The 20,702-nt window shown below is 70.8% G+C and carries 22 protein-coding genes and 1 rRNA gene; 4 read left to right on the top strand and 19 right to left on the bottom strand.

All coding sequences use genetic code 11. The annotated features are described in order from the left end of the window. Positions 1-28 precede the first annotated feature (28 nt). A complete protein-coding gene (locus tag QRN49_RS13430; protein WP_194654590.1) occupies positions 29-346 on the bottom strand; it encodes a hypothetical protein in 318 nt (105 codons plus the stop codon). A 296-nt stretch (positions 347-642) separates the two neighbouring features. Here QRN49_RS13430 and QRN49_RS13425 point away from each other — a divergent pair, with 296 nt between their 5' ends. After that, on the top strand, positions 643-1,506 hold the full coding sequence (locus QRN49_RS13425; RefSeq protein WP_071245140.1) for an NAD-dependent epimerase/dehydratase family protein: 864 nt from the start codon (positions 643-645) through the stop codon (positions 1,504-1,506). 3 nt (positions 1,507-1,509) lie between these two features. Here QRN49_RS13425 and QRN49_RS13420 read toward each other — a convergent pair whose 3' ends face one another. Together QRN49_RS13420 and QRN49_RS13415 are read right to left on the bottom strand one after the other, a co-directional pair. Beyond that, positions 1,510-3,102, bottom strand: a complete 1,593-nt coding sequence (locus QRN49_RS13420; RefSeq protein ID WP_284756381.1) for a DUF7059 domain-containing protein — start codon at positions 3,100-3,102, stop codon at positions 1,510-1,512. Next, complete coding sequence (locus QRN49_RS13415) at positions 3,099-3,464, bottom strand: ArsR/SmtB family transcription factor (protein ID WP_209081582.1); 366 nt, start codon at positions 3,462-3,464, stop codon at positions 3,099-3,101. The genes QRN49_RS13420 and QRN49_RS13415 overlap by 4 nt, the downstream gene beginning before the upstream one ends. Positions 3,465-3,567: 103 nt before the next feature. Between QRN49_RS13415 and QRN49_RS13410 the strand changes: the two genes are divergently transcribed. Beyond that, complete coding sequence (locus QRN49_RS13410) at positions 3,568-4,821, top strand: MFS transporter (RefSeq protein ID WP_111032691.1); 1,254 nt, start codon at positions 3,568-3,570, stop codon at positions 4,819-4,821. A 150-nt stretch (positions 4,822-4,971) separates the two neighbouring features. Here the strand turns inward: QRN49_RS13410 and QRN49_RS13405 are convergent, their stop codons facing one another. From QRN49_RS13405 to QRN49_RS13395, 3 genes are all read right to left on the bottom strand, one after another. Beyond that, entirely contained in the window at positions 4,972-5,421 is a 450-nt protein-coding gene (locus QRN49_RS13405) for a TIGR02611 family protein (protein WP_111024885.1), read from the bottom strand. A 119-nt stretch (positions 5,422-5,540) separates the two neighbouring features. Next, positions 5,541-6,590, bottom strand: a complete 1,050-nt coding sequence (locus QRN49_RS13400) for a hypothetical protein (RefSeq protein WP_284756380.1) — start codon at positions 6,588-6,590, stop codon at positions 5,541-5,543. Positions 6,591-6,690: 100 nt separating this feature from the next. Next, positions 6,691-7,023: a TraR/DksA family transcriptional regulator gene (locus QRN49_RS13395; protein ID WP_284756379.1), complete on the bottom strand. Its 333-nt coding sequence runs from the start codon at positions 7,021-7,023 to the stop codon at positions 6,691-6,693. A 50-nt stretch (positions 7,024-7,073) separates the two neighbouring features. Here QRN49_RS13395 and QRN49_RS13390 point away from each other — a divergent pair, with 50 nt between their 5' ends. Beyond that, positions 7,074-8,111, top strand: coding sequence for an LLM class flavin-dependent oxidoreductase (locus QRN49_RS13390; RefSeq protein ID WP_282819865.1), 1,038 nt, complete (start codon positions 7,074-7,076; stop codon positions 8,109-8,111). Positions 8,112-8,156: 45 nt separating this feature from the next. On the opposite strand, the gene QRN49_RS13385 is transcribed toward QRN49_RS13390, so the two are convergent. Further along, positions 8,157-8,615: an ASCH domain-containing protein gene (locus tag QRN49_RS13385; RefSeq protein ID WP_284756378.1), complete on the bottom strand. Its 459-nt coding sequence runs from the start codon at positions 8,613-8,615 to the stop codon at positions 8,157-8,159. A gap of 124 nt (positions 8,616-8,739) precedes the next feature. Here QRN49_RS13385 and QRN49_RS13380 point away from each other — a divergent pair, with 124 nt between their 5' ends. Continuing rightward, entirely contained in the window at positions 8,740-9,186 is a 447-nt protein-coding gene (locus QRN49_RS13380) for a DUF2510 domain-containing protein (protein ID WP_284756377.1), read from the top strand. 160 nt (positions 9,187-9,346) lie between these two features. Here the strand turns inward: QRN49_RS13380 and QRN49_RS13375 are convergent, their stop codons facing one another. The 12 genes from QRN49_RS13375 to rrf all read right to left on the bottom strand — a co-directional run bounded on the left by QRN49_RS13375 (position 9,347) and on the right by rrf (position 20,510). Continuing rightward, positions 9,347-10,327 carry a site-specific tyrosine recombinase XerD gene (locus QRN49_RS13375; protein WP_284756376.1) on the bottom strand — a complete coding sequence of 327 codons (981 nt, stop codon included), beginning with the start codon at positions 10,325-10,327 and terminating at the stop codon, positions 9,347-9,349. A 37-nt stretch (positions 10,328-10,364) separates the two neighbouring features. After that, a complete protein-coding gene (locus QRN49_RS13370) occupies positions 10,365-10,964 on the bottom strand; it encodes a DUF1349 domain-containing protein (RefSeq protein WP_284756375.1) in 600 nt (199 codons plus the stop codon). Further along, positions 10,961-11,536 (bottom strand): NUDIX domain-containing protein, encoded by a 576-nt coding sequence (locus QRN49_RS13365; RefSeq protein ID WP_284756374.1) that lies wholly within the window; start codon positions 11,534-11,536, stop codon positions 10,961-10,963. The genes QRN49_RS13370 and QRN49_RS13365 overlap by 4 nt, the downstream gene beginning before the upstream one ends. 177 nt (positions 11,537-11,713) lie before the next feature. Continuing rightward, the gene (gene pyrG, locus QRN49_RS13360) at positions 11,714-13,429 is read right to left on the bottom strand and encodes a CTP synthase (RefSeq protein WP_259476973.1); all 1,716 of its coding nucleotides are present in this window, start codon (positions 13,427-13,429) and stop codon (positions 11,714-11,716) included. Positions 13,430-13,552: 123 nt separating this feature from the next. After that, positions 13,553-15,247 (bottom strand): DNA repair protein RecN, encoded by a 1,695-nt coding sequence (gene recN / locus QRN49_RS13355; protein WP_284756373.1) that lies wholly within the window; start codon positions 15,245-15,247, stop codon positions 13,553-13,555. Then, entirely contained in the window at positions 15,244-16,167 is a 924-nt protein-coding gene (locus tag QRN49_RS13350; protein WP_071245131.1) for an NAD kinase, read from the bottom strand. Before QRN49_RS13350 ends, recN begins: the two co-directional genes overlap by 4 nt. Next, on the bottom strand, positions 16,164-16,997 hold the full coding sequence (locus QRN49_RS13345) for a TlyA family RNA methyltransferase (protein ID WP_284756372.1): 834 nt from the start codon (positions 16,995-16,997) through the stop codon (positions 16,164-16,166). Before QRN49_RS13345 ends, QRN49_RS13350 begins: the two co-directional genes overlap by 4 nt. Further along, positions 16,990-17,157 (bottom strand): hypothetical protein, encoded by a 168-nt coding sequence (locus QRN49_RS13340; protein WP_214529962.1) that lies wholly within the window; start codon positions 17,155-17,157, stop codon positions 16,990-16,992. Before QRN49_RS13340 ends, QRN49_RS13345 begins: the two co-directional genes overlap by 8 nt. Before the next feature lie 10 nt (positions 17,158-17,167). Continuing rightward, on the bottom strand, positions 17,168-18,139 hold the full coding sequence (locus QRN49_RS13335) for an HAD-IIA family hydrolase (RefSeq protein ID WP_284756371.1): 972 nt from the start codon (positions 18,137-18,139) through the stop codon (positions 17,168-17,170). A 31-nt stretch (positions 18,140-18,170) separates the two neighbouring features. Further along, the gene (locus QRN49_RS13330) at positions 18,171-19,043 is read right to left on the bottom strand and encodes a tetratricopeptide repeat protein (protein WP_284756370.1); all 873 of its coding nucleotides are present in this window, start codon (positions 19,041-19,043) and stop codon (positions 18,171-18,173) included. Continuing rightward, on the bottom strand, positions 19,034-20,377 hold the full coding sequence (locus QRN49_RS13325) for a hypothetical protein (protein WP_284756369.1): 1,344 nt from the start codon (positions 20,375-20,377) through the stop codon (positions 19,034-19,036). The genes QRN49_RS13330 and QRN49_RS13325 overlap by 10 nt, the downstream gene beginning before the upstream one ends. Before the next feature lie 16 nt (positions 20,378-20,393). Further along, a 5S ribosomal RNA gene (gene rrf, locus QRN49_RS13320) occupies positions 20,394-20,510 on the bottom strand. Positions 20,511-20,702 lie beyond the last annotated feature (192 nt).

Raw genomic sequence — 20,702 nt, 5'->3', positions numbered from 1 at the left:
CGCACCGAGCCTCCCGCCGGCGAAGTGGTCAGGGCAAGCGCACGGCAGCGAGTTCGTCCGCCGCGGTGCTCCACGCGCGGACCTGCGTCTTCGAGAGGGGTTCCTCCGGAGACTTCGACCAATCTGAGATGTTCCGGCCCCGCATCTCCCGCGCGAGGTGGTCACGCACCGCTCGCTTCGAATCCGTCGACAAGGCCGCTCCGTAGTCCTCCGCACCAGGGACGTCGGCCAGTTCGGTCAGGTACGCCTGGCAGAACCAATCCGCTGCTTCGGCCCGCAGGTACGGGCTCTCGAGCGTGGCGCACCAGCGGCGGAAGAACTCGTCGTACGGGCCAGAGTCCTGCATGAACCCACCAGAAGCAAAGAGGAGTTCACGGACCCGCTGAGGGGTGAGCCCGTGGGCGGCTCGGACGGCATCACCGATCCTTCCCCCGTCGACGAGGCTCGCTATCTCGCTCATTTCATTGCTCATGAGGTCTGCGATCGTTCCATGGTCGAACACTGGCGTATGGGTGTCGATATGTAAAACGGGACCAGCCGCCAGCTCCGGGGTACGGACAGGGCCTGGTCGCGTCAGCTGCGGCGGGGCAGGATGGTCGATGCCCGCCAGGGTGTGTTCCGACGACGATGTGGAGTGACGCGATGACGCGTGTAGTGGTGACCGGTGGCAGCGGCAAGCTCGGACGAGCGGTGGTGCGTGACCTCGATGCGCACGGGTACGACGTGGTGCTGCTCGACCGTGTCCCCTCCCCCGACAAGCCCGAGCGAGTCCCGTTCGTGCGGATCGACCTGACCGACCACGGCCAGGTCCTGAACGCCCTGCTCGGCATCGACGACCGGTACGACCACGTGGACGCCGTCGTGCACCTCGCCGCGGTGCCGGCCCCGGGGCAGGTGCCCGATGTGGCCCTCATCACGAACAACGTGACCTCGTCGATCAACGTCTTCCACGCCGCACGTGCCGCGAAGATCAAGAACGTCGTGTGGGCGTCGAGCGAGACCCTGCTCGGCATCCCGATGGGCGAGCACCACCCGCCCTACCTGCCGGTCGACGAGGAGTTCGCCGTCCGGCCGCAGTCGTCGTACTCGCTCGGCAAGGCGGTGGAAGAGGAGATGGCCCGCCACTTCACGCGCTGGGACCCGGAGCTGAAGATGATCGGTCTGCGCTTCTCGAACGTGATGGACGAGACCGACTACCCGGCGTTCCCGTGGGACGCCACCCCCGAGGCGAAGACGTTCAACCTCTGGTCGTACATCGACTCCCGCGACGGCGCCCAGGCCGTCCGCCGGGCGCTCGAGGCCGACCTCACCGGGTTCGAGGCGTTCGTCATCGCGAGCCCCGACACGGTGATGGACACCCCGACGATCGAACTCGTCGAGCGCTTCGTGCCGGACATCGAGCGCCGTGCGGACATCGACGGTGTCAGCTCGCTGCTGTCGTCGGAGAAGGCCCGCGAACTCCTCGGCTACACGCCCGAGCACAGCTGGCGCGACCACCGCGCCTGATCGTCAGGCAGCGGGGACGAGCAGCCCGTCGAGCACCAGGTCGCGCGCCGCCGGCAGCAGGTCGGCGGCGAGCGCCTGCTCGTCCACGCCGGTGATCTGCGCGAGCGCTCCGATGATCGCGGCGACGGACAGGTCACCGTCGCACGCGCCCACGAACGCCGCGAGTGCGGTGTCCGCGTCGACCCGACGCCCGAGCCCGCCGCCCTGCACCAAGGTCATCACGGTGGGATCGTCGTTGCCCGGCCAGTAGTACCGTTCCTCGGTGACGTCACCGGCCACCGACAGGTGGGCGGCGGCGAGCGCAGCATCGTCGTGCTCGGCGAGCCAGGCGGCCGCGTCGAGGACGCGGGCGACCGTCGCGCCGAGGCCCGCGGGGTTGGAGCCGAGCGTCTCGGGGACCCGCTCGAACCGGCGGAGGCCGGACGTGCCTCCAGGCAGGGGTCGACGCACCACGACGTAGCCGAAGCCGACGCCGGTGACGCGACGGTCCGCGAAGTCGTCGAGCCAGGCGCCCATCAGCGTGTCGAACTCGGCCGTGCCGGGCTTCGTCCCGCCGTCGCGGATCCAGGTCTCCGCGTAGGACGTCGGGTCCTGCCGCTCGCGCTCGATCACCCAGACGTCGTGGGCGGTGTCGGCGAACCAGGCGCGCACGCGGTCCAGGCCGTCGATGCCCCAGTGGTACTCCCAGTTGCCGAGGAGCTGGGCGGTCCCGCCGGGCTCCAGGTGGGCCTCGAGGCCGCGGAGCACCGTCTCGACCAGGGCGTCGCCGACCATGCCACCGTCGCGGTACTCGTAGGACGGGACACCCTCGCGACGGGGCGTGATGACGAACGGCGGGTTCGAGACGATCCGGTCGAAGCGCTCCCCCGCGACCGGCTCGAACAGTGAGCCGAACCGGAAGTCGATGCCGTCGATACCGTTCAGCTGGGCGTTGAACCGGGCGATGTCGAGGGCACGGCGCGAGATGTCGGTGGCGACCACGTGGTCGGCGAAGCGCCGCGCGTGCATGGCCTGGATGCCACACCCGGTGCCGAGGTCGAGCACCCGCTCGACCGGCACGGGCACCTGCAGGCCGCTCAGCGTCGTGGTGGCGCCGCCGATGCCGAGCACGTGTTCCTCGCTGATGGCGTGCCCGAGGGCGAGCTCGCCGAGGTCGGAGACGATCCACCAGCTGCCGGCGCCGAGGTCGTCGACGAAGGCGTAGGGGCGCAGGTCGACGGTGGGGTGCACGAGCGCGTCGGCGCTGTCGCCTTCGCCTTCGCTGCGCAGCAGGCCCGCGGCGATGACGGCGTCGAGCCCGGCGGTCGTGAACGCCACACCGGCCTCGGCCCGCGCCACCGGCAGGCCGAGCACGAACAGCGTCGCCAGGGTGCCGAGCGGCGTGGTCTCGCGGGCGGCGAGCGCACGGAGCGCGGCGACCCGCGAACCGCGGTGCAGCGATGCGGCGGCCTCGGCGCCCCACAGGGAGTCGAGCCGGTCGACGGTGAAGCCGGCCGCTGTCAGGTCCGCGGCGAGCGCCGTGGTGACGGCGGGGTCCGCGACGATCGACGGAAGCGTGTGCACAGCGTCCACGCCGGTGCCCGCGCCGGCGCTCACGAGGCGATCCCCTCGCGCAGCAGCGCAGCTGGGACCTGCCAGTCGAGCACCAGGTCGAGGAGCCCGGGGAACCGCTGCTGCACGTCCTCGACGCGGACGCGGCTGACGCGGGTCAGGCCCTCGAGGTGCTGCTCGAGCAGACCGGCCTCGCGCAGGACCCGGAAGTGGTGGGTCAGCGTGGACTTCGGCCGGTCGATGCCGACCCAGCCGCAGCTGCGCTCACCCCCGGCCGCGTCGACCAGGTAGCGGTGCAGGATCGCGAGCCGGATCGGATCGCTCAGGGCGTCCATCACGTCCGGGAGGTCCATCTCGGCCACGGACGGCTGCGGCAGCCGTTCAGGAGCATCGACGTGCGCGGGCATGGACGGGACGCTACCACCGTTCGGCTTGCTGTACGACTTGCGTCGTACTGTTCGAGTGCGGTACGAATGCAGTCGTACTGCACGGAGATGGAAAGGGGTGCGCATGCACCAGTCAGCTCGTTCGGTCGCCGGGTTCTGGATCCTGGCGGCGATGCTCCTGGTCTCGGTCGCGTCGTCGGCCGTGCCGTCGCCGATCTACCCCGTCTACGCAGCCGAGTGGCACCTCACCCCGCTCATGCTCACCGGGGTCTTCGCCATCTACGTCGCCGGCCTGCTCGCGAGCCTGCTCGTGGCCGGTCGCCTGTCCGACCACGTCGGCCGGAAGCCCGTGCTGGTCGTCGGCGGCCTGGGCGTCGCACTGTCGCTCGGCCTGTTCGCCATGGCGGACGGGGTCGTCGCGCTCATCGTCGACCGGATCGTGCAGGGTGTCTCGGTCGGGCTGCTCATCGGGGCCCTCGGCGCGGCCCTCATCGACAACTCCCTCGAACGCCACCCCACCATGGCGGGCGTGCTGAACGGCGTCATCCCGCCGATCGCCCTGGCCACCGGCGCGATGTCGAGCGGCGCGCTCGTGCAGTGGGGTCCGGCGCCGGAGCAGCTCGTCTACCTGCTGTTCGGCGCACTCCTCGTGCTCCTCGTGCTCGCACTGTTCGTCGTCCCCGAGCAGGTGCAGCGTCGTCCCGGCGCACTCCGCTCCCTGCGTCCGACGATCAGCGTGCCGCGGTCCTCACGCCGGCTGTTCCGCGGCGTCGCCGGGTCGCTCGTCGCCAGCTGGGCCCTCGGCGGTATGTTCCTGTCGCTCGTGCCCTCGGCGCTCGGCACGGTGTTCGGCATCACGAACCACTTCGCCGCCGGTGCACTCATCGCCGTGGTCACCGGCGTCGGCGCCCTGACCGGCCTGGCCATCCAGCGGATGGACACCCGTCGCGCGGTCCTGCTCGGGCTCGTCGCGCTCGTGCTCGGCCCGATCGTCACCGTGTCGTTCGTGTTCGCGCACTCCCTGCCGGGCATGGTCGTCGGCAGTGCGATCGCCGGTGTCGGCTTCGGCGCCGGGTTCCAGGCGCCGCTCCGGATGCTGCTCGCCACCGCTGCCCCGACCCACCGCGCCGGGCTGCTCTCCACGATCTACGTCGTCAGCTACCTGGCGTTCGGGGTGCCCTCGGTCATCGGCGGGCTGCTCGAGCCCTCGGTCGGCCTCGTCCCGGTCATCGCCGGGTACGGCGGCTTCATCGTGCTCGCCGCGGTCGTCGCCCTCGTGCTGCAGCTGTCGTCGAAGGACGCCGCCGAGGTCGAGGAGCGCGCGGCCGAGGTCATCGAGCGCACCGCCACCGGCTCGATCCGGGTCGCGGCCGAGTAGCGACCCGTCCGCCTGGCGCGACGCGCTCGCACGGTGCGGCGATGCCCATTCGGTGCGAGGTTGATCGCTCGGTGCGGGCCTGTAGCGCCACACGGAGCCATCAACCGCGCACGCGGTGAACAGCACCGCACAGTGCCGACCGCCGCGGCGCTAGTGGCCCGGTCGCGCCGAGTTCGTGCCGCGAGCGCGCGCACGCACGCCGACGGTCCGCGCCGCACCGGTGTGCGCAGCGTCGACGTCGGCCTTGCCCCGGTCCGCAGCGTCGCGCAGACGCTTCGGCCCGTGCCGCTTGGCCCAGTCCCAGAAGCGGTGCAGCTGCGCCTTGAGCCACGTGATGATCTTGTGGAAGAAGTGGAACTCGCTCGCCAGCACCGTGAGGCCGATGAACACCACGAGCCACCCCGGCCCCGGCAGCGGCACCAGGATCAGCCCGATGATGACGACCAGCCCGCCCACCAGACCGACCAACACCTTGTAAAGCAGGTGCACGTGCGGCCGCGCGTGGATCCAGGTGCGCAGGCGGTGGAACCACTGGAAGCGCTGGCGCGGCGCGCCATCGGCCCGGACTTCGCCGGGTCGGTCGTTCGGGTCGCCGTCCATGCCGAAAACGTAGGGCGCGCGGCTGGGAATCAGCGGCGCACGGGGTGGACGCGGGGTGCGCATGCCGGGAGGCGCGTGGCGGGGACAGCCCGCGCCTCCAGGCCGTCAGCTGGTCGCCGCTACTGCGCCGCTCGCGCGACCGAGGTCCCTTGCAGGGCGTCGTACCAGCCGTTGCTCCAGATGAGCATCGTCTCGACCAGCGCGTCGAGGTCGTCGATGGCGGTGAGCTCGGTCTTCGGGCCGATTGACCAGTCGGTGTAGCCCCTCGCCAGGTGGGTGCGCCCCGAGAGGTGGCGTTTCGCGAGCGGCAGCTTGTGCTTGCCGAGACCCTTCCGACCGTTGCCCGCCGACCCCCGGCTCACCGCGATCCGTCCCGAGTTCTTGGACAGGACCTGGTCATCCAGGACCTCAAGCGCCCGGACCCACGCCGGCGCCTGCTCAGGGCCTTTCGGATCGGGGAAGTCAGCCTCGTCGAGGTGGTTCACCGAGATCCCGACAAACCCCTCGAACTGCGTGTCCTCCAGGTACGGCGGCATCCCGCGCCCCGGTACCTGGATCTGCCCGCGAATCCACTTTGCATCCTTGCCGTCGTGCAGCGGCCGCTCGAAGACGATCGACGGCATGCCGCCGTCCCCGCGCTGCACCCGCACCTTCCAGCCAGGCATCCGCGCGTCGAGCTCAAGGCCGTGCAGCCGGGCCTCGACCGTCGTCTTCAGCAGGCGCCCCTCCCCCTCGATGTCGTCCTTCACCAGCCGAGGGGCGTCGAAGCACGCGAGGACCTCGTCCCAATCGATCACGCTGACGCGCTCGTGCTCGGTGACCGAGCGAGCGAGCGACTCCTTGCGCGGCACCAGCACGAACAGCACGCCGGTGTCGCCGAGTGCTTCGAGCTGGGCGTCCACCTGCCGCTCGGTCAGCTCGTGGTCGAGCTTTGCCTCGATGCCGACCAAGCCACTGTCGAAGGTCAGTTGCACGTCGAGACGCACGGTCCCCCACTCGGTCTCAACGTCCTTGTGCGGCACCTCGCACTCGACTTTCTCGAACGAACCGAGCTGCTTGCCGCTCACGCGCTCGAGGAGCTGGACGAAGCGCTCGTGATCGTGTCGGATCTCGGCGCCGAGGGCACGGGTCGCCATCGGCTCCGTGCGGTAGATGGTGGTCTGCGTCATGGCGTCATGATCGCGGGACGCGAGCCGCTCGGTAGGGCGCGACGCGCGGTCGGCTGCAAATTAATAAAGAAATCTCACCTCCCGGTGGAATCGTCGCGTGTCACGCGTGAGCGACGCACGTCGCCGCCCAAGGGACGGCGGCCAGCCGGGCCTCCGGGATCGGCTCGCCGCCGACCGCGCAGCGCCCGTAGGTGCCGTCGTCGAGTCGTGCGAGCGCTGCGTCCACCTGACGGACCCGCAGCTGCGCGCCGTCGCGGACCGCACCGAGCGAGCCGCGTTCCCAGGCCAGGGTCGCGCCCTCCGGATCGTGCTCGTCGTCGGAGTTGGCGTCCTGCCGGGCGTCGCTGACGTCACGCATGCTCCGCTCGACCTCGAGCAGCAGCCGTTCGTTGCGGGCGCGTTCGGCGTCGAGTGCGGGGCGGGGGTCCTCCATCCGGGCCACGGTAGTCGCGGCGGAATGGCCCCGCCTCCGGATGCGTTCGCATGGACATGACGAAGATCGGGTTCCTGTCGTTCGGACACTGGCGTGACGTGCCGGGGTCGAAGGTGCGCAGCGGGCGGGAGGCCCTGGTGCAGGCGATCGACCTCGCGGTCGCAGCCGAGGAAGCCGGCGTCGACGGCGCCTACTTCCGCGTCCACCACTTCGCGCCGCAGCAGGCCGCACCGTTCCCGCTGCTCTCCGCCATCGCCGCGAGGACCAGCCGGATCGAGATCGGGACCGGCGTCATCGACATGCGCTACGAGAACCCGCTCTACATGGCGGAAGAGGCTGCCGCCACCGACCTGATCTCCGGCGGGCGACTGCAACTCGGCGTCTCGCGGGGATCACCCGAGACCGCGCTGGCCGGCTACCAGCAGTTCGGCTACGTGCCCGACGCTGCTGACGAGAACGGCGGCGACATGGCCCGTGCGCACACGAACGTGTTCCGCCGTGCGATCGCCGGCGAGCCGATGGCCAACGCCAACCCGCAGATGACCGGTTCGGTCGGGTCCCTGCCGATCTCCCCGCTGGCCGACTCGCTCGGCGACCGGATCTGGTGGGGCGCCGGCACACGTGCCACGGCCGAGTGGACCGCCGAGCAGGGCATGAACCTGATGTCCTCGACCCTGCTGACCGAGGACACCGGCGTGCCCTTCGACCAGCTGCAGGCCGAGCAGATCGAGCGCTTCCGCCGGGTGTGGTCCGAGTCGGGCTGGGACCGCGAACCGCGCGTCTCGGTCTCGCGGAGCATCATCCCGATCATCGACGACGAGTCGCGCCACTACTTCGGCGTCCGCGCGCAGGTCGAGGGGCAGGACCAGGTCGGGCACCTCGACGGCGGGCTGGCCCGGTTCGGCCGGTCCTACATCGGTGAGCCCGAGCAGCTCGTCGCGGAGCTCGCGGCCGACCAGGCCGTCCGTGCTGCCGACACCGTGCTCGTCACCGTGCCGAACCAGCTCGGCGTGGACTTCAACGCCCGGCTGCTCGCCGCCGTGAAGGACGTGTTCACCGAGGTCGACGCGGAGCCGGTCCCCGCCTGACCACGGCTCGGTCTCGGTCTCGGGCGCAGCCGCTCGGGCTCGAGCTCAGCCCTCCGGCCAGAGCAGCCGGAACCGCTCGCACACGACCGGCATGTCCGGCGCGAACCCCCGCGGGTTCTCCGAGTGTGCGCGCCAGAACGCCTCGTGCACGGTCCGCCAGTGTTCGAGCGTCCGGTCGCCTTCCCCCTCGGCCCAGGCGTGGTCGGCGTCGACCTGGTCGAACGGCACCACCCGGACCGCCGTCGTCTCGATGACGGCACGGGGCGCACCCGAGCCGTCGGTCACGATGCTCACCTCGTCGGCCGCGGGCAGTGGATCGCCGGTCGCCTCGTAGTCCCAGAGCGACGACGCCGTGCCGACCTTGACACCGTCGAGCACGAGCTGCAGGAGCGCGTCCGCCTGTTCCGGGGTCGCGCCGAAGGACCACGCCTCCGGCACCGCCGCCGGAAGGCTCGGACGCTCGCTGCGTCGCGCGGTCCAGAAGTCGTCGAGCGTCGAGGGCACGCCCCGACCGTAGTGCACCGGTCCGGTCCCCCGTTGTGCTGACACCCGGCTGGGGACTGGGGCGAGGCCGACCGCGCTCCTAGGCTCGGGAACGTCGATCGACCCCGCACCTCGAGGAGCAACCGTGACGCTGCCGGCCGCAGGCTGGTTCCCGGACCCGCAGGACGCCCGTCGTCTGCGCTGGTGGGACGGTCGCACCTGGGGTGCAGCCACACGGGCCCCCGCGGCCGCTGCAGAACCGGTCACGCCGATCGTCGTCGCTCCGGCGGGGCCGTCGTTCTCGGTGCAGACCGCCGCGATCCGGACGGACGCGTGGGCATCGGGCACCACCGGCGACCGTCGGCTCTGCGTGTTCACGGTGCTCGCGGTGCTGCTCGCCGTGGTCTCGGTCGTCGCGAACCCCTGGGGCGTGGCGGGACTGCTCGCCGTGGCGTGCGGCGTCATCGGCATCGTCCGTCCCGGAGCCGTCGGTGCCTGGGCAGTCCTGGCGCGGAGCGCTTCGGCGAGCGCCCTCGTCGTCGCGGTGACGACGAGCGTCATCGCCGCGTCGGCCCAGTTCCACCTGTTCTGAGCGCGTAGGGACCGCCTACCGTCGCGATCCACGGCGCTTCGTGAGCAGAAATGGTCGGGTGCGACGGCGCGACCCGACCATTTCTGCTCACGAAACGTGCCCGTCGCGCACCCGCACGGCCCCACGCACCCGCATGGCCAGCACGGCCCGCGCAGACCGCCTACCGCCGCGCCCGCGGGTGCGCCGTCTGGTACACGTCACGCAGCATGTCCGCCGTGACCATCGTGTAGATCTGCGTCGTGGCGACACTCGCGTGCCCGAGCAACTCCTGCACCACGCGCACATCAGCACCGCCCTCGAGCAGGTGCGTCGCGAACGAGTGCCGGAACGTGTGCGGTGACACGTGCGCCTCCAGGTCGGCGGCAGCAGCGGCAGCCTGGATCACGAGCCAGGCACTCTGCCGCGACAATCGCGATCCACGGGCCCCGAGGAACAGCGCCGGCGTCGATGGCCCTCGTGCCGCGAACACCGGCCGTGCCCGCACCAGGTACGCGTCGATCGCTGCCCGGGCGAAGCTGCCGAGCGGCACGATCCGCTGCTTGTTGCCCTTGCCCGTGACCTTCACGACCGAGAGCTCGCCGTCGGCGTCCGACAGCGTCGTCACGTCGTCGACCGACAGCCCCACCGCCTCGGAGATCCGCGCGCCGGTGGCGTAGAGCAGCTCGAGCAGGGCCTTGTCCCGCAGCTGGACGGGGTCGTCGGCGTCGACGGACACCGCCCCGAGCAGCCGTTCCATGTCCTCGACGGGGATCGCCTTCGGTAGCCGCATCGGAGCCTTCGGCGGCCGGACGGCGGTGCCGGGGTTGAGCGGCAACCAGCCCTCTCCCGCGGCGAAGGCGGTGAACGAACGGACCGAACTGAGCATCCGCGCGATCGACCGTGGCGCCAACGGTCCCGATGGTCGCGTGGCGAGGTGCTCGACAAACCCCGAGACGTCCGCCCGTGCCAACCGTGCCACGTCCTGCAGCACCGAGGAGCCCCCGGACCGGTCCGCTCCGTCAGACTCGACCACCGGTGCGGCCTCGAGCCACTCCGCGAACGCGGCGAGGTCCCGCCGGTACGCCGACAACGTGTGCTGCGAGAGCCCCCGCTCGATCGCGACGTGCCGCAGGTACGTCTCCGCGGCACGGTCGAGGGGCATCACCTCAGCAGGCTAACCGGCGCGGGGCCACCCGCCGTCAGTGCAACGCCTCGTCCGGCGTGCCCACGCGGAACCCGGTGAACGTCACGGTCAGGCCAGCCCGCGTCGGCCCGGCGCACAGCAGCCCCGCGGACACGACGGCGTCCGGGTCCAGGTACGCGACCCGGACGAGCCGGGGCTCCTCACCCTCGACCCACGCCCGGATCGTCACGGCGTCACCATCGCGGCTCGCGCGGACGGTCACCACGCGGCCCACCCACCCCGGCACGGGCGACACCGACCAGTCCGAGAACCCATGCGTCACCACGGCGCCGAGCTGCGGCGCTCCGTCCGAGAACTCCACGCCGGCCTTGATCCAGGTCTGTTCGTCGACGCGCAGGAACACCCCGGCCTGGTCGAACTGCTCGGTGTAGTCGAGCACGAACGACGCCTCGACCGACAACGGCCCGTCCGTCGGCTGCAGCAGCGCGTGCTCGGAGTCGTGCACGAACCCGTACGAGGTGGTCCGCCAGGCGTCACTGCCCTCGACCGCGGTGACGCGGAACACGTCGCCGTCGAACTCGGCGGCCTCCGGCTCGTGCGTCCAGGTGCCGGCGGCGACCAGGTCGCGCAGGCCGTCGCCCGCGGACCCGCTCACTTGCGGCGCTGTTCGATGGCCTCGACGGCGAGCGTCGCGACGACGAGGGCCGAGTTGTTGAGCCGACCGCCCAGGATCCCCTCGAGCAGCTCTGTCCGGGGGACCCAACGGGTCACGATGTCGGCCTCTTCGGCCTCGCGCTCGAACGCGGACTCGGTCGACCGGACACCGCGCGCCCGGTAGATCTGGATGAACTCGTCGCTGCCACCCGACGAGGTGTTGTACCGGACCAGGGGCTCCCACGTGTCGGCCTCGAGGTCGGCCTCCTCGCCCAGCTCGCGCTTCGCAGCCGTCAGGTGGTCCTCGCCCTCCATGTCGAGCAGACCGGCGGGCAGCTCCCAGTCGCGCAGCCGCACCGGGTGCCGGTACTGCTGGATGACCAGGACGCGGCCCTCGTCGTCCTCGGCGTACACGGCGACGGCGCCCGTGTGGTCGATGTACTCGCGGACCATCGAGTCGCCGTTGTACGCGACGGTGTCGCGGCGCACGTCCCAGACGGCGCCCTCGTACACGACGGTGGATTCGGTGACCTCGAAGGAGGCGGACTCGTCAGCGATCGGTGCGTCTGTCACGTCCCCATCCAAGCACGCGTGCGACGGACGCCCCCGTCGGAACCAGGTTCCGGACACAGCACCGCGTCGTTCCGTGGTTCCGTGTCCGGAACCAGGTGCCGTGGACGCGACCCGGACGGACGGGAGGCGCGGTGCCAGCTGGCACCGCGCCTCCCGTCCGATCGTGGAGACCGGCGCTTACGCGACCTGCTCCTCGGTCTGCGGGTCGAACAGGCTGGACGCCTCGTGGCGCTCGATCGCGGCCGCGACGAGCCCCGCGAACAGCGGGTGCGCATCGGTCGGACGCGAGCGGAGCTCCGGGTGCGCCTGGGTGGCGATGTAGAACGGGTGCACGTCGCGCGGGAGCTCGACGTACTCCACCAGCGTGCCGTCGGGCGACGTGCCCGAGAAGACGAGGCCGGCGTCCGCGATCTGCTCGCGGTACTTGTTGTTCACCTCGTAGCGGTGACGGTGGCGCTCGGAGGCCTCGGGCGCTCCGTACAGCTCCGCCGCCAGCGAGCCTTGCGTGAACGACGCCGGGTACAGGCCCAGGCGCATCGTGCCGCCCAGGTCGCCACCGGCGATGATGTCGACCTGCTCCGCCATCGTCGCGATGACCGGGGTGGAGGTCTCCGGGTCGAACTCGGTGCTCGACGCGTCGGTCAGACCGACCTCGTGGCGGGCGTACTCGATGACCATGCACTGCAGGCCGAGGCACAGGCCGAGCGTCGGGATGCCCTGCTCACGCGCGAACTTCAACGCGCCGAGCTTGCCCTCGATGCCGCGCACGCCGAACCCACCGGGGATGCAGATGCCGTCGACGTCGCCGAGATGCTTCGCCGCACCCTCGGGCGTGGTGCAGTCGTCGGACACGACCCACTTCAGCGTCACCTTGGCGTCGTGCGCGAAGCCGCCGGCACGGAGCGCCTCGGTGACGGACAGGTAGGCGTCCGGCAGGTCGATGTACTTGCCGACCAGGGCGATCGTGACGTCCTTCTTCGGCTCGTGCACGGCCTTCAGCACCGGGGTCCACGCGGTCCAGTCGACCGGACCGGCGTCGAGCTTGAGCGCCTCGACGATGACCTGGTCGAGGCCCTGGTTGTTCAGCAGCGTCGGCAGGTCGTAGATCGAGGGGACGTCCACGGCGTTCACCACGGCGTCCTCGTCGACGTCGCACATCAGCGCGATCTTGCGCTTGTTCGACTCCGACACCGGACGGTCCGACCGCAGCACGAGCGCGTCGGGCTGGATACCGATCGAGCGGAGCGCGGCGACGGAGTGCTGCGTCGGCTTGGTCTTCTGCTCACCCGAGGCGTTCATGAACGGCACCAGCGAGACGTGCACGAAGAACACGTTGTTGCGGCCGAGCTCGTGCCGCACCTGACGGGCGGACTCGATGAACGGCTGCGACTCGATGTCGCCGACGGTCCCACCGACCTCGGTGATGATGACGTCGGGCTGCGGGTCGTTCTGCGCCTGCTCGCGCATCCGGCGCTTGATCTCGTCGGTGATGTGCGGGATGACCTGCACCGTGTCGCCGAGGTACTCGCCGCGACGCTCCTTGGCGATCACCGTCGAGTACACCTGACCGGTCGTGACGTTCGCGGCCTGCGACAGGTTGATGTCGAGGAAGCGCTCGTAGTGCCCGATGTCGAGGTCCGTCTCCGCACCGTCGTCGGTCACGAAGACCTCGCCGTGCTGGAACGGGTTCATGGTGCCCGGGTCCACGTTGAGGTACGGGTCGAGCTTCTGCATGACGACCTTGAGGCCGCGAGCCGTGAGCAGGTTGCCGAGGCTGGCCGCCGTCAGGCCCTTGCCGAGAGACGAGACGACCCCGCCGGTCACGAAGATCTGCTTCGTCACCTTCGGGGTCGAGTTCGAAGAATTGGTACCGCCGCTGAGAGTGTCCGCCACGGGATTCCATCGTACGTCAGAACTGCCGGGAGGCGCGACCTCGGTTCGCCGTGGGCGTTGCGCGGGTGGGTGGCCGGGTCCTCGGGCCGTGGCCAGGTCACCGGGACGAGGCCGGCCTGGTCGTCAGGCCCGCTGGCCGGCCACGTCGAGCAGCTCGCGGGCGTGCTCGATGCCGCTGGCGCTGTCGCCGAGTCCGGAGAGCAACCGTGCCATCTCCTGCAGACGGTCCTCACCCTCGAGCCGGCGCACGCTCGACGAGGTCACGGCACCGCTGGCGTCCTTCACGACGTTGAGGTGGTTGTTCGCGAAGGCCGCGACCTGGGCCAGGTGCGTGACGACGATGACCTGCGTGCGCTCGGCGAGCTTCGCCAGCCGTCGGCCGATCTCGATCGCCGCCGCCCCACCGACACCGGCGTCGACCTCGTCGAAGACGAACGTCGGCACCGTGGTGCTGCCGGCCATGACGACCTCGATCGCGAGCATCACGCGCGACAGCTCACCGCCGGACGCCCCCTTGCCGATCGGCCGGGGATCGGTGCCGGAGTGCGGCTGGAGCAGGATCGTGACCTGGTCACGGCCGTGGCGGCGGTACTCGCCGGCGTCGGTGACCTCGACCACCAGGGTCGCGCCACCCATCGCGAGGGTCTTCAGCTCAGCGGTCACGCGCTTCGCCAGGTCGGTCGCCGCCTTGGTGCGCGCCGTCGTGAGCGCGCCGGCGGCGGACTCGAGCGCCTGCTCGTCCTGCTCGACCGACTGCTGCAACGCCGCGATCCGGTCGTCGTCGCCGTCGAGCTCGAGCAGCCGGTCGCTCGCGCGCTGTCCGTAGGCGATGACGTCGTCCACCGTCTCGCCGTACTTGCGGGTGAGGCCGGCCAGCAGGGCTCGGCGTTCGTTGATGAGTTCGAGGTCGTGCCCGGCCTCGGGTTCCAGGGAACCGAGGTAGCTCGAGATGCTCGCCGACGCCTCGGCCGCCTGGATCCCGAGCTCCGTGAGCTGCTCGAGCACCGGCTGCAGGGCACTGTCCGACGACGCGACGCGCTCCACGGCACGGCGTGCGGACTCGACCAGACCGACGACGTCCGAGACGCCGTCGAGGGACTCGCTGGACAACGCCTCGTGCGCCAGGGCCGCGGACAACCGGAGCTCCTCGAGGTTGCCCAACCGTTCGGCGCGTTCGGCCAGCTCGACGTCCTCGCCGGGCTGCGGGTCGGCGGCCTCGATCTCGTCGGAGGCCGCGCGGATCCGCTCGGCCTCGGCCACCCGGTCGTCCCGGTCGCGGACCAGGACCTCGAGTTCACCGGCGTGCTGCTGCCAGGCGTCGTACGCGGCGACGTACCGGGCGAGGGCCTTCTCGAGCGAGGCTCCCCCGAACCCGTCGAGGGCAGCTCGCTGCGCCGTTGCCGAGGTGAGGCGGATCTGGTCCGACTGCCCGTGCACGGTGACGAGCTGGTCGGCGAGCTCGCCGAGCACCGCCACGGGCGCGCTCCGACCGCCCACCGTGGCACGGCTGCGCCCCTCGGCGGAGACCGTGCGGGTGAGGATGAGCTCGCCGTCCTCGACGGTGCCGCCGGCGTCCTCGACACGTTCGGCGACGGCGTCCTGCTCGGGGACGTGCCAGCGGCCTTCGACGACGGCGCTCGACGCACCGCGGCGCACCGAACCGGCATCGGCCCGCGCACCGAGCAGCAGCCCGAGCGCGGTGACGATCATCGTCTTGCCTGCACCGGTCTCCCCGGTGACGACGGTGAAGCCCGGCCCGAGTTCGAGCGTGGTCTCACCGATGACACCGAGGTCGCGGATCGCGATCTCCTCGATCATCGGTCATCCTCGTCGCTCTGGGGGCCGCGCCACCCGGCGACGGGCAGCTGGAACTTCGCGACCAGGCGGTCGGTGAACGGAGCGTCCTTGAGTCGGGCGACCCGCACCGGATCGGGCGAACGCCGGACCTCGACTCGGGCGCCCGGCGGCAGGTCGTGGGTCCGTCGGCCGTCGCACCACAGGACACCGACGCCGCTCGTGCGCCGCAGGACCTCGATCGCGAGCGTGCAGTCCGGCCCGACGACGATCGGACGGGCGAACAGGGCGTGGGCGCTCAGCGGCACCATGAGCAGCGCGTCGACGTCCGGCCACACGATGGGGCCACCGCCGGAGAACGAGTACGCCGTGGAGCCGGTCGGGGTCGACACGACCACGCCGTCGCAGCCGAAGGACGACAGCGGGCGGCCGTCGACCTCGGTCACGACCTCGAGCATCCGCTCCCGCGAGGCCTTCTCGATCGTGGCCTCGTTCAGCGCCCAGCTCGAGTAGACGATCTGGTTGCCCACGACGACGTCGACCTGCAGGGTGACGCGTTCCTCGACGTTGTACTCGCCGGACAGCGCGCGCTCGACCGTCTCGGACAGACCGTCGCGCTCGCTCTCGGCCAGGAACCCGACGTGCCCGAGGTTCACCCCGATCAGTGGAGCGCCGGTGTTCCGGACGAGTTCCGCCGCGCGGAGGATCGTGCCGTCGCCGCCGAGCACGATGACGATCTCGAGCTGGTTCGGCTGGACGTCGACGCCGAGGATGTCGACCTTGCCGACCGACGCCTCGGCACGACGGATGTCGGCGTACTCGTCGAAGGGCATGACGGGCGTGAGACCGGCCGCGTGCAGGAGGTCGCAGACCTCGACCGCAGCGTCGATCGAGTCACGGCGACCCGTGTGGGACACGAGCAGGATGTGCCGTTCGTCACTCATGAAGACCCTTCCGTGAGTTCGGTCGCCCGGACTCTCCATTCTGTCGGATTGCCCCCGACACCGCGCTGGAAGCGGGCCAGGTACTCGTGGTTGCCGTGTGTCCCGACGATCGGGGACGCGGCGAGCCCACTGGTGCCGAGGCCCAGGTCCCACGCCGCCCACAGCACGTTCATGAGCGCGTCGTTCCGGAGCCCGGCGTCGTGCACGATGCCCTCGCGGACACCGCCACGACCCACTTCGAACTGGGGCTTCACCAGGAGCACGAACTCGTCCGCGGGGACGGCTTCGGCCAGCGCCGGCAGCACCAGTCGGAGCGAGATGAAGGACAGGTCGCCCACCACCAGGCTCGTCTCGGCGGCGGTGCCGTCGAGCGCCAGGTAGTCGGCGCGCGTGAGGTTTCGCGCGTTCGTCCCCTCGACCACGGCGACGCGTTCGTCGAGCGCGATGGTGGGGTGCAGCTGTCCGTGCCCCACGTCGAGCGCGATGACACGGCGCGCACCGCGTGCGAGCAGCACCTGGGTGAAACCACCGGTGCTCGCACCCACGTCGAGCACGACCCGACCGGAAGGTTCGACGCCGAACGCGTCGAGTGCACCGACGAGCTTCCGGGCCGCCCGCGAGACCCACTCGTCCGCGGCGTCGACCTCGATGTCCGCGTCGGACGCGATCGGCGTCGACGGCTTCAGGACGGCACGGCCGCCCACGAGCACCCGGCCGTCCTGGATCAGCTTGCTGGCGACGGTGCGCGACCGTGCGAGCCCGCGTGCAGCGAGGAGGGCGTCGAGGCGGACCGGGGTCGCGTCGTGCACGGCTCCGTCCGGCTCAGGCACTCGCGGAGCCGCCGCTCTCGAGCCGCGTCCGCAGCTCGTCGTGCAGGGCGGAGAAGGCGTCGGCACGGTCGGCGAGCGGCAGGGCCTCGGCCTCGGCGGTGCGCGCGGCGAAGGCGTCCTGCTGCTCGGGTTCGGCGGACGACTGCTCGGGGTTCGGCACGTCCGACACGCTACTCGCCGCCGTACAGCTGCGGGTCCACGTCGAGGCCGTAGATGGCCAGCCCGGACTCCCAGATGAGCGTCGAGCCGGCACGGAGCCGATCGATGTCCGTCCCGGCGTCGAGCACCCGGACGACGTGCCCGCGCATCGCCACCGTCGAGGTACCGACGGTCACGTACCGGGTGCCGTCCTCATCCTCGCGCCGCGCTGTCTCCGGGTAGGGCTGGGACAGTCCCCGGAGGTCTTCGAGCACGTAGGTGGGACGCGAGCGCTGGTCGGCCGCGAGCACCTGCTTCGCCTTGTCGATGCCGGTGAGCACGAGCACGCTCGGGATCCCGACGTCGTTCGCACCCTTGATGTCGGTGTCCAACCGGTCACCGATGAACAGGGTCCGACCGCCGCCGAAGCGCTCGACCGCCGTGTCGAAGATCGGCCGCTCGGGCTTGCCGGCGACGACGGGCATCCGGCCGACCGCCTGGTGCACGGCGGACACGAGCGTGCCGTTGCCGGGCGCGATGCCTCGCTCTACCGGGATCGACCAGTCCATGTTCGTGGCCACCCACGGCACGTCCGGGTCGGCCAGGGCGAAGGAGGCCTCGGCCAGTTCCTTCCAACCGAGGTCCGGTGAGAATCCCTGGATGACCGCTGCCGGGGAGTCCTCGGCACTCGAGGTGACCGTGAACCCGGCTTCCTCGACGATGCTGGTCAGGCCGAGCCCGCCGGTGACCAGGACGGTGGCACCGGCCGGTACCAGGGTCGCGAGCAGCTGGACGCCAGCCTGCGACGAGGTGACGACATCCCCCTCGGACACCTCGAGCCCGTAGCGCTCGAGGTGCTCAGCGACGTCGATCGGCCGGCGCGATGCGTTGTTCGTGATGTAGCCGACCCGCGCCGTGAGCGATGCCCGGGTCAGGGCTTCGACCGCGTGCGGGATGGCGTTGCGGCCCCGGTAGACGACGCCGTCGAGGTCGGTGAGGACCACGTCGACGCCGTCGGTCAGCGCCGCCGGGTGCTCAGCCGGCTGCGGAGCCGTCGACGTCGCGGGGGTTGTCGTCGTCGATCTCGCCGGGCTCGTCGGCTGCGGAGGTGTCGTCGTCGAGGTCGTCGAGGACGGGTTCGTCGTCGTCGAGGTCGTCGAGGACGGGTTCGTCGTCGTCGAGGTCGTCGGCGGTGTCGTCGTCGCCGTCGAGTTCGTCGGTCGCGACGTCGTCGGCTCCGAGGTCCTCGGCGTCGTCGTCCCCGGCGTCTCCGTGTTCTTCGACTTCGAGCGTTTCCTCGACCACATCAACTGTCTCCCAAGCGTTGTCGTCCGCGATTTCGGCGAGGGCCGCTGCCGCGCGGTCCACACGGGCCCACCACTCGTCGGCCTCGTCCTGTCGACCGAGCTCCTCGAGCGTGGCCGCGTAAGCACTGTAGAGCGCCGGGGACCACGTGTAGGCGGTGGACGGGTCGAGCTGTGGAATCTCCAGCTCACCGAGGGCGGCTGTGGGATTCCCGAGGTCGAGACGAGCGCCGGACATGGCGATCGCGAGCTCGACCTGCACCGGGGTGTCGAGGGCTGAGCGCTCGACCGAACGACCGAGCTCGAGTGCCCGCTCCGGACGGCCCAGGCCACGCTCGCAGTCCACCATCATCGGGAGCTGGTCGTTGCGACCGGAGATCCGACGGTAGGTGCGGAGCTCCCGGAGCGCGGTGGCGAAGTCGCCGAGGCGGTAGGCCGTGATCGCGGCCGTCTCGCGGACGACACCGACACGACCGGCACGACGAGCAGCGCTCAGGGCGTGCTGGTTGGCCGTCTCGGGGTCGTCGTCGACGAAGAGTGCGGCGGCCACGAGGTGACGGGCAACCCAGTCGGCGTTGTCCTTGCTGAGGGTCTTCAACTCCATCCGGGCGGCGGGGTCGAGGTCGCGCGCCTGGATCTCCTCGGGGATCTCCGGGTCGTCGTGGCGCGGACGGATCGACTTGGTGCCGTAGGGGTCGCGGTCCTCCCAGTCGTCGCGCGCGGCCTCACCAAACCGGGCGCCGGCGTGACGGCTGCCGTCACCGAAACGACGACGGTCCTCACCGCCGTCGCGAGCCGGGCGGTCCGATGAACCCCCGCGGAACGGACGGTCGGACGAACCACCACGGGCCGGACGGTCGGACGAACCACCACGGTACGGGCGGTCGCCGTCTCGAGCGGGACGGTCCGAGGATCCGCCGCGGTACGGGCGATCCCCGTCGCGAGCAGGGCGGTCGGAGCCCCCGCGGTACGGGCGGTCCCCATCACGACGCGGACGGTCAGAGCCGCCCTGGAAGGGTCGGTCCCCGTCACGGCGCGGCCGGTCCGACGACCCGCCACGGTACGGACGATCGCCATCACGAGCGGGACGGTCGGACCATCCACCGCGGTACGGGCGATCACCATCACGCGCCGGGCGGGCGGACGATCCACCGCGGTAGGGGCGGTCGCCGTCACGAGCGGGACGGTCCGACGAACCACCTCGATACGGGCGATCGCCATCACGACGCGGACGACCTGAACCACCCTGGAACAGACGGTCACCGTCACGACGCGGACGGTCCGAGCTCCCACCACGGAACGGACGATCACCGTCACGAGCCGGGCGGTCCGAGCCACCACGGAACGGACGATCTCCATCGCGTCGCGGACGATCGGCACCGCGCGGACCATCGCCACGCGGTGGCCGGCCGGAGTCACCACGGTCGCCCTGCCACGAAGGACGGTCGTTCCGGTCGCCGGAACGGAACGGACGGTCGCCGTCGCGACGCGGAGCGCTGTCCCGTCGAGGTGCGCCGTCACGGAACGGGCGGTCTCCACCCTGCGGACGATCACGACGGTCGCCTTCGCGCCGCTCGAACTCACGAGGACCGGACGACCAACGACCATCGCTCTGGCCGTCCCGACGCGGAGCGCCGTCGCGACGCGGGAACCGGTCGCCGTCCCGTCGGGGTCGATCTCCGCGGTCCCCGTCGTTCCGCCGCTGATCGTCGTCGTTCGCCACCGTTGCTCCTCATCGCGTGCCCGGTGCAGTGCCTCGGGCGTTCGTCCGCTGTGTCGTTGTGTTGGGTGCCGCGTCGGTCGCCCGACGTCGGCCTCCAGTCCATCACGAACCAGAGCCGGCGTCGAGCGAACGGCGGCGAAAACAGAAATGGCCACCGGCCCCGACCGAGAACGAGGGTTTCCCCTGCGAATTCTCGATGGAGGGCCGATGGCCACATCTTTCATACGTTAAGTCCGGCGGCGTCCTACTCTCCCACAAGGTCCCCCTTGCAGTACCATCGGCGCTGAGAGGCTTAGCTTCCGGGTTCGGAATGTGACCGGGCGTTTCCCTCTCGCTATGACCACCGGAACACCTTCGACCATGATCTGGTCTCAAAGCTGTTCCAGCTGCTGCCCTCCGTGAAGAGAGCAGAGCGGTGTATTCAGTTTCGATTCCCGATCGTCTGTCGGGAACCACAAAGTGGACGCGAGCCCGTGCAACAAGTACACGGAAATCAGTGTGTTATCAAGTCTTCGGCTTATTAGTACCGGTCAGCTCCAC

The sequence above is a fragment of the Curtobacterium sp. ME-Dv--P-122a genome (genome assembly GCF_030209645.1).
Lineage (GTDB): Bacteria > Actinomycetota > Actinomycetes > Actinomycetales > Microbacteriaceae > Curtobacterium > Curtobacterium flaccumfaciens.
This window is presented reverse-complemented; position numbering and strand designations above follow the sequence as displayed.

Coding starts and splice junctions, on each gene's coding strand:
- QRN49_RS13430 (WP_194654590.1), bottom strand. CDS start 346: ATGCAGGACTCTGGCCCGTACGACGAGTTCTTCCGCCGCTGGTGCGCC.
- QRN49_RS13425 (WP_071245140.1), top strand. CDS start 643: ATGACGCGTGTAGTGGTGACCGGTGGCAGCGGCAAGCTCGGACGAGCG.
- QRN49_RS13415 (WP_209081582.1), bottom strand. CDS start 3,464: ATGCCCGCGCACGTCGATGCTCCTGAACGGCTGCCGCAGCCGTCCGTG.
- QRN49_RS13410 (WP_111032691.1), top strand. CDS start 3,568: ATGCACCAGTCAGCTCGTTCGGTCGCCGGGTTCTGGATCCTGGCGGCG.
- QRN49_RS13405 (WP_111024885.1), bottom strand. CDS start 5,421: ATGGACGGCGACCCGAACGACCGACCCGGCGAAGTCCGGGCCGATGGC.
- QRN49_RS13400 (WP_284756380.1), bottom strand. CDS start 6,590: ATGACGCAGACCACCATCTACCGCACGGAGCCGATGGCGACCCGTGCC.
- QRN49_RS13395 (WP_284756379.1), bottom strand. CDS start 7,023: ATGGAGGACCCCCGCCCCGCACTCGACGCCGAACGCGCCCGCAACGAA.
- QRN49_RS13390 (WP_282819865.1), top strand. CDS start 7,074: ATGGACATGACGAAGATCGGGTTCCTGTCGTTCGGACACTGGCGTGAC.
- QRN49_RS13375 (WP_284756376.1), bottom strand. CDS start 10,327: ATGCCCCTCGACCGTGCCGCGGAGACGTACCTGCGGCACGTCGCGATC.
- recN (WP_284756373.1), bottom strand. CDS start 15,247: ATGATCGAGGAGATCGCGATCCGCGACCTCGGTGTCATCGGTGAGACC.
- QRN49_RS13350 (WP_071245131.1), bottom strand. CDS start 16,167: ATGAGTGACGAACGGCACATCCTGCTCGTGTCCCACACGGGTCGCCGT.
- QRN49_RS13330 (WP_284756370.1), bottom strand. CDS start 19,043: ATGGAGTTGAAGACCCTCAGCAAGGACAACGCCGACTGGGTTGCCCGT.